Source organism: Roseomonas rosulenta, assembly GCF_016106005.1.
Taxonomy (GTDB): domain Bacteria; phylum Pseudomonadota; class Alphaproteobacteria; order Acetobacterales; family Acetobacteraceae; genus Neoroseomonas; species Neoroseomonas rosulenta.
Window position 1 is genome coordinate 1 of record NZ_JACADR010000295.1, and the last position, 5227, is coordinate 5227.

The following is a 5227-nucleotide window of genomic DNA, read 5'->3' on the forward strand; positions in this document are numbered from 1 at the left end:
CACCCTTCCGCCCGCCACCGCGGAGGCGCTCGGCAATTGGCGCGCCGCGCTGCGCCGACGCATCGCGGCCGACCAGGCGCAGGCGCAGGCGCGGCTCTCGGCGCTGGCGCTGGACCGCGCGCAGGCGGTGGCGCCATGAGCGTCGCGCGCTTCGATTGGCGCGGCGTCGTCTCGCGCGCGCTGTTCTGCCTGTTCATCGTCTTCGCGATCTACAACCCGTCCGGCACGTCCTTCCTGCACTGGGTGCTGGCGGGCTTCGACTGGTTCTGGGTGAAGCTCGCGACCGGCGCGGCGCTGGCGGTGATCTGCATGGTGATGTGGCGCACCACGATCGGTGTCCTGGGCGCGCGCGGCGTGCTGCTGGTGATCGCCTTCTGCGTCGGCATGGGCATGACCGGGCTGCACCTGGCCGGCGGCGCGCTGCTGGCGGGCAACACGCTGCTGGTCGGCGCGCTCGCCAGCCTGGCCGGCGTGTTCACCGCGGGGCTCTGCTACTCGCACCTGCATCACCGCCTGGGCGGCATCTCGCATACGGAGGACCTCAACAAGTGACGCCCGCCACCCAGGCCGCGCCGCCGCGCAAGGCCGACGCATTCGTGGTCAGCGGCATCGACCCGCGCCTGACCGACGACACCACCTTCCTGATGGCCGCGCTCGGCCGCACCGACCGCTACAGCGAGATGCGCATCGCCGGCGCCGCGCTGGCCGCGGTGGATACGAACCGCCCGGCCTGGAGCACCGCGCTGTGGGAGAACCTGGCGGCGTCGCGCCAGCTGCATGGCGTGCGCAGCGTGGTCTTCGTCAACCACCGCGACTGCGGGGCGATGCACCTCTGGGCCGGGCGTCGCCTGGCCGACGACCCGGCGGAGGAACTGCGCCAGCACCATGGCGTGATGCAGCGCGCCGCCGCGGCGGTGCGCGAGCGTCACCCGGACCTCGCCGTCGAGATCAAGCTGATGGAGCTCGATGGCAGCGCGCGCGTGCTGCCCTGCACAGCCTGCGCGCCCGTCGGCGGGCTTCGGGCCGAGGCGGTCGATCCGGCCGGCGCGATCATCGCCGCTGCCGCCGCGACCGGCGGCGCGACCATCGTCCCGCCGGACCCGGAGCCGCCGCGCCCGGGCGAAGCCGGCTTCGCCGAGCTCGTTCGGCTGCGCGCGGCGGATGGCCTCGCGAATCCCGAGGCCGAGCTGGCGCTGCTGACCGAGGGCGTGGTGCGCCACGGCCTGAGCGCGGCGGAAGCACGCGCCGTCGTGCAGGCCGAAGGCGCCCGGCGGGGGATCGCCACCGGCACCGCCGCCGCGACCGAGGTGCGTGCCTTCCTGCGCGCACAGGCCGACCCGCGCGGGCGCGTGGCGCGCACCGATGCGTTGCACGCCGCCGCGCTGTACCGCCGCGTGACCGGTCGCCAGGCCACCGAGGCCGAGGCCGCGCGCCGCGTCGCCACGCTGATCGAGGCCGAGGGCCTGTCCCCGCGCCCCGAGGGCGTGCTGCGATCTACCACCTGGTTCCGCGGCATGGCGCAGGGCTGACGCCCTGCGTCAGAGCGCCGCGTCGCGGGCGCGCGCCGCGGCCACGATGCGCGCCTTCATCGCCAACAGCGGGCGGTTGTCCACCAGCGAGAACAGGAAGGCGTTCCCGGCGAAGGCGTCGCGCAGGTAGTGGCCGGTCGGCGCCGGTGCGCCGGCATAGGTAAAGCGCAGGAACTGCACCAGCAGCAGGGACTGGACCAGATGCACCGCGACCAGGCGGTCGAGCAGGATGGTCGTCTCGATCTCGCGCTCGACATGCGACAGCAGGTTCACGGCCGTGAACCAGGGGCCGTGGCGCTCGATGCGGAGGCAATCGCGGTACAGCAGCAGCCGCCCGCCCATGCCTTCCAGCGCCGCGAGCCGCGGGCCGCGGCGCGCGCCGGGCGCGGTCACTGCCTGATCATGCGCGCCGGGCGGATCAGTGCGCCGCGGTGCGCCAGGCTGCGTTCCAGCACGCGATAGGGTTCGCCCGAGACGGTGAACTCGCCGCGGAATGGCTGGTCCATCAGGAAGACGAAGGCGACCAGCGCGCCGAGCGCGGCGGACTGGATGCCCAACATGGCGACCACATGCGGGCGCGCCGGATAGATCGGCCCGGTCGCTACCAGCAGCCCGCCCAGCAGCAGGATCAGTATCCAGAACTGCATCGGCAGCGCGGCGCCCGCGGCATGCAGCCGCGCCTCGCGCGCGGCCTCGACCTGGTCGGCCTGGTCGATCAGGTCGGCGGCCAGGCTGTCGGACAGCGAAGCGGCAGCAAGATACGCGGCATCCTCCAGCGCCTCGGCACGGCGCTGCGTGTCGGGGCTGCGGCCGTGATGCGCCATGGCGGGGAACTCGGCGCCGGCAATCTCGGCGACATAGGCGGCGATGGGCGGCAGCAGCGCATGGCCGGGCGCGCCCATGCGCTCGGCCGTGCGCGCCAGGCCGGCGATGGCGTTGGCCTCGGCCTGGACCAGGCGCTGCGCCTCGGCCATCTGGCCGCGCGCCTGCACGGCGCAGAAGGCCAGGGTGAGCGTCAGTGCCGCGGTGATGGCGCCGCCGGTGCGCATCGCGACATCCAGCATCTCCTTGGTCTGCGGCGCGCGCACCAGCGGCGCGAGCAGCACGCAGGCCAGCGCCGCGCTGCCGCCCGCCACGCCCATGAAGATCGCGTAGACCAGCGTGCTTGGCAGGTCGTGCAGGAACATCAGGGCTTGCATGGCGCGCGCCGGCCTCCGGGTGAGGGCGGGAGCCTGGCATGGGCGGCTTCACCAAGCGGTTAGCGGGCGGCGCAGTTTCCGGTTCCGCGTTAACCGAAAATACACTAATGCCGTCGGGCGGCGCGCAGCGCGCGGCACCCCTGTTCCGTCCGGCCGCAAGACGCGGCGCGTGCGGGCCTGCGCCAGGACGAAGGCGGACCGGATGCGTCGCTCGACCAGATTGCTTCCCCTCATTGGCCTCGCCCTTGGGCTTGGCGTGTTGCCCGCCCAGGCCGCGCCCGATCCGCTCGAGCCTGTCAACCGGCGGATCCATGCGCTGAACCGGCTGCTGCAGGCACATGTGCTGGGCCCGGTCGCCGAGGCCTATGTCGAGTACACGCCGCAGGGGGTGCGCGAGGGCGTGGCCAATGCCTTCGCCAACCTGGGCGAGCCGATCACCGCCATCAGCGCGGTCGCGGCCGGCGACCTGCCGCGCGCGGGCAACGCGGCGCTGCGCTTCGGCATCAACTCCACGCTCGGGCTCGCCGGCGTCGCCGATGCGGCGGCCTCGCTCGGCTTTCCCCGCCGGCCGATGGCGACCGCCGATGCGCTGTGCAGCTGGGGCGTGCCGAGCGGACCCTACCTGGTGCTGCCGCTGATCGGTCCGTCGACGCTGCGCGATGCGGGGGCCATGGTCGCGACAAGCGCGGCGCTGTCTCAGGTGGTGGGGTCCGAGATCTTCCTCGGCTGGCGCAGCGGCGACCTGTTCACCGCCTATGCTGCCTTCCACGCGGAACTGCAGCGGATCGACGAGCAGGCGCTCGATTCCTACGCGGTGCATCGCAGCGCCTTCCTGCAGCGCCGCGCCGCCGCCTGCCCTGCCGACCGCGTGGCCGGGCTGGAGGACGACGAGGAGGATGCGCCGCCGCGCGAGGTGGCTGCCGCCGCGCCCTGACGCCGTCGCGCCCGGCAACGCCGGGTTAAGCCCCGGCGCCGCATGATGCCCGCGCGGCCTGACGCCGCAGCACGAGGGCCCCATGCGCAGCTGCACCGACGCCACGCCTCGCCACCAACACGCCCCCGGCTGCGGATGCACCGTGCGTCCGGGCCGGCGCGCGGTGCTCGGCCTGCTGGCCGCTGCCGGCTTCGCGCGCGGCGCCGCGGCCGGATCGGGCCGCTACGACGCCATGCTGCTCAACTGCATCGACCCGCGCTTCACCACCGGCAGCTTCCTCTGGATGTCGTCCCACGGGCTGCGCGACCGCTACAGCCAGTTCACCATCGCCGGCGGGCCGATCGGCGCGGTGCATCCGCGCTTCGCCACCTGGCATGCCGCCTTCTGGGACAACCTCGACGTGACCGTGCAGCTGCACGGAATCCGCCAGGTCATGGCCATGACGCATCGCGACTGCGGCGCTGCGAAGCTCGCCTTCGGCGAAGGCGCGCTGGCCACCCGCCCGCAGGAGACCGCCCAGCATGCCCAGGCGCTGGGCGCCTTCCGCGCCGAGGCCGCCCGCCGCCACCCCACGCTGCAGGTGGTGACCGCCATCATGGACCTGGACGGCAGCATCGAGCGCGTCGGCTGACGCGCCGCGGCGGTCAGGTCTGCGCGCCGCCGTTCACCTGCAGCATCTGCCCGTTCACATAGGCGCCGCCGTCCGAGACCAGCATGCGCAGCACCGTTGCCACCTCCGCGGGCAGGCCCTCGCGCCCCAGCGGCACGCGCGCCACGATCGCCTGGCGATAGGGCGAGAGCGCCGCCCCGGCCTCGTCATCGGCCGCGATCGGACCCGGCGAGATGGCATTCACCGTGATGCCCTTCGGGCCGAATTCCTTGCCGAGCGCCTTGGTCAGGCCCCAGACGCCGTGCTTCGCCACGCTCACCGGCGCGCGCCCGGCATAGCCGTGGATGGCGTTCATGCCGGTGAAGTTCACCACCCGACCCCAGCCGCGCGCCACCATGCCCGGCAGGCAGGCGCGGCACAGCCACACCGCGGCATCGAGGTCCACCGCCATGACGCGGCGCCATTCCTCCTCGGTCATCTCCAGGAAGGGCTTCTGCGGGCGCAGCGCGGCGTTGTTCACCAGCACGTCCACCGCGCCGAAGCGCGCGATGGCGGCGGCGGCGATGCGCGCGCATTCCTCGGCGCTGCCGACATCGCCCATCACCACCTCGGCGGCCACGCCGAAGGCGCGGGCTTCCTCGGCCACGCGATCGCAGGCGGCGCGGTCCGATGACCCGTTGATCACCACGTCGAAGCCGTCCTGCGCCAGGCCGAGCGCTACCGCGCGCCCGATGTTGCGCCCCGCGCCGGTGACCAGCGCCGTCCTGCCGCGTCCTGCCATGTCCTGTCGTTCCCCGCTATCGATGCACCCGCGCGTTCCTACCGCGCGCCCGCGGCGCTGACGAGACGGGCGCGCCGCAGCCCCTGCCCGGCCGGGGGCCGGCATCGTCGCGCCGGGCCGGAGCCTGCGCTTCACGGCGGACGCCGGCCCGGGTCCGCATGGCGCCCGCGACCG

7 protein-coding genes are annotated in these 5227 nt (G+C 74.0%); 4 read left to right on the forward strand and 3 right to left on the reverse strand.

The features are described 5' to 3' along the window. Positions 1 to 135: 135 nt before the first annotated feature. Together HW578_RS22470 and HW578_RS22475 are read left to right on the forward strand one after the other, a co-directional pair. Positions 136 to 552 (forward strand): DUF6524 family protein, encoded by a 417-nt coding sequence (locus HW578_RS22470; RefSeq protein WP_198372945.1) that lies wholly within the window; start codon positions 136 to 138, stop codon positions 550 to 552. Continuing rightward, positions 549 to 1529, forward strand: a complete 981-nt coding sequence (locus HW578_RS22475; RefSeq protein WP_198372946.1) for a hypothetical protein — start codon at positions 549 to 551, stop codon at positions 1527 to 1529. The genes HW578_RS22470 and HW578_RS22475 overlap by 4 nt, the downstream gene beginning before the upstream one ends. Before the next feature lie 9 nt (positions 1530 to 1538). Here the strand turns inward: HW578_RS22475 and HW578_RS22480 are convergent, their stop codons facing one another. Next, on the reverse strand, positions 1539 to 1922 hold the full coding sequence (locus tag HW578_RS22480; RefSeq protein ID WP_198372947.1) for a hypothetical protein: 384 nt from the start codon (positions 1920 to 1922) through the stop codon (positions 1539 to 1541). Continuing rightward, positions 1919 to 2728: a bestrophin-like domain gene (locus tag HW578_RS22485; RefSeq protein WP_198372948.1), complete on the reverse strand. Its 810-nt coding sequence runs from the start codon at positions 2726 to 2728 to the stop codon at positions 1919 to 1921. The genes HW578_RS22480 and HW578_RS22485 overlap by 4 nt, the downstream gene beginning before the upstream one ends. A 202-nt stretch (positions 2729 to 2930) precedes the next feature. Here HW578_RS22485 and HW578_RS22490 point away from each other — a divergent pair, with 202 nt between their 5' ends. Continuing rightward, a complete protein-coding gene (locus HW578_RS22490) occupies positions 2931 to 3662 on the forward strand; it encodes an MlaA family lipoprotein (protein WP_198372949.1) in 732 nt (243 codons plus the stop codon). A gap of 142 nt (positions 3663 to 3804) precedes the next feature. Further along, complete coding sequence (locus HW578_RS22495; RefSeq protein ID WP_198372950.1) at positions 3805 to 4293, forward strand: hypothetical protein; 489 nt, start codon at positions 3805 to 3807, stop codon at positions 4291 to 4293. Positions 4294 to 4306: 13 nt separating this feature from the next. Here the strand turns inward: HW578_RS22495 and HW578_RS22500 are convergent, their stop codons facing one another. Then, a complete protein-coding gene (locus HW578_RS22500; RefSeq protein ID WP_198372951.1) occupies positions 4307 to 5053 on the reverse strand; it encodes an SDR family NAD(P)-dependent oxidoreductase in 747 nt (248 codons plus the stop codon). Positions 5054 to 5227: the final 174 nt, after the last annotated feature.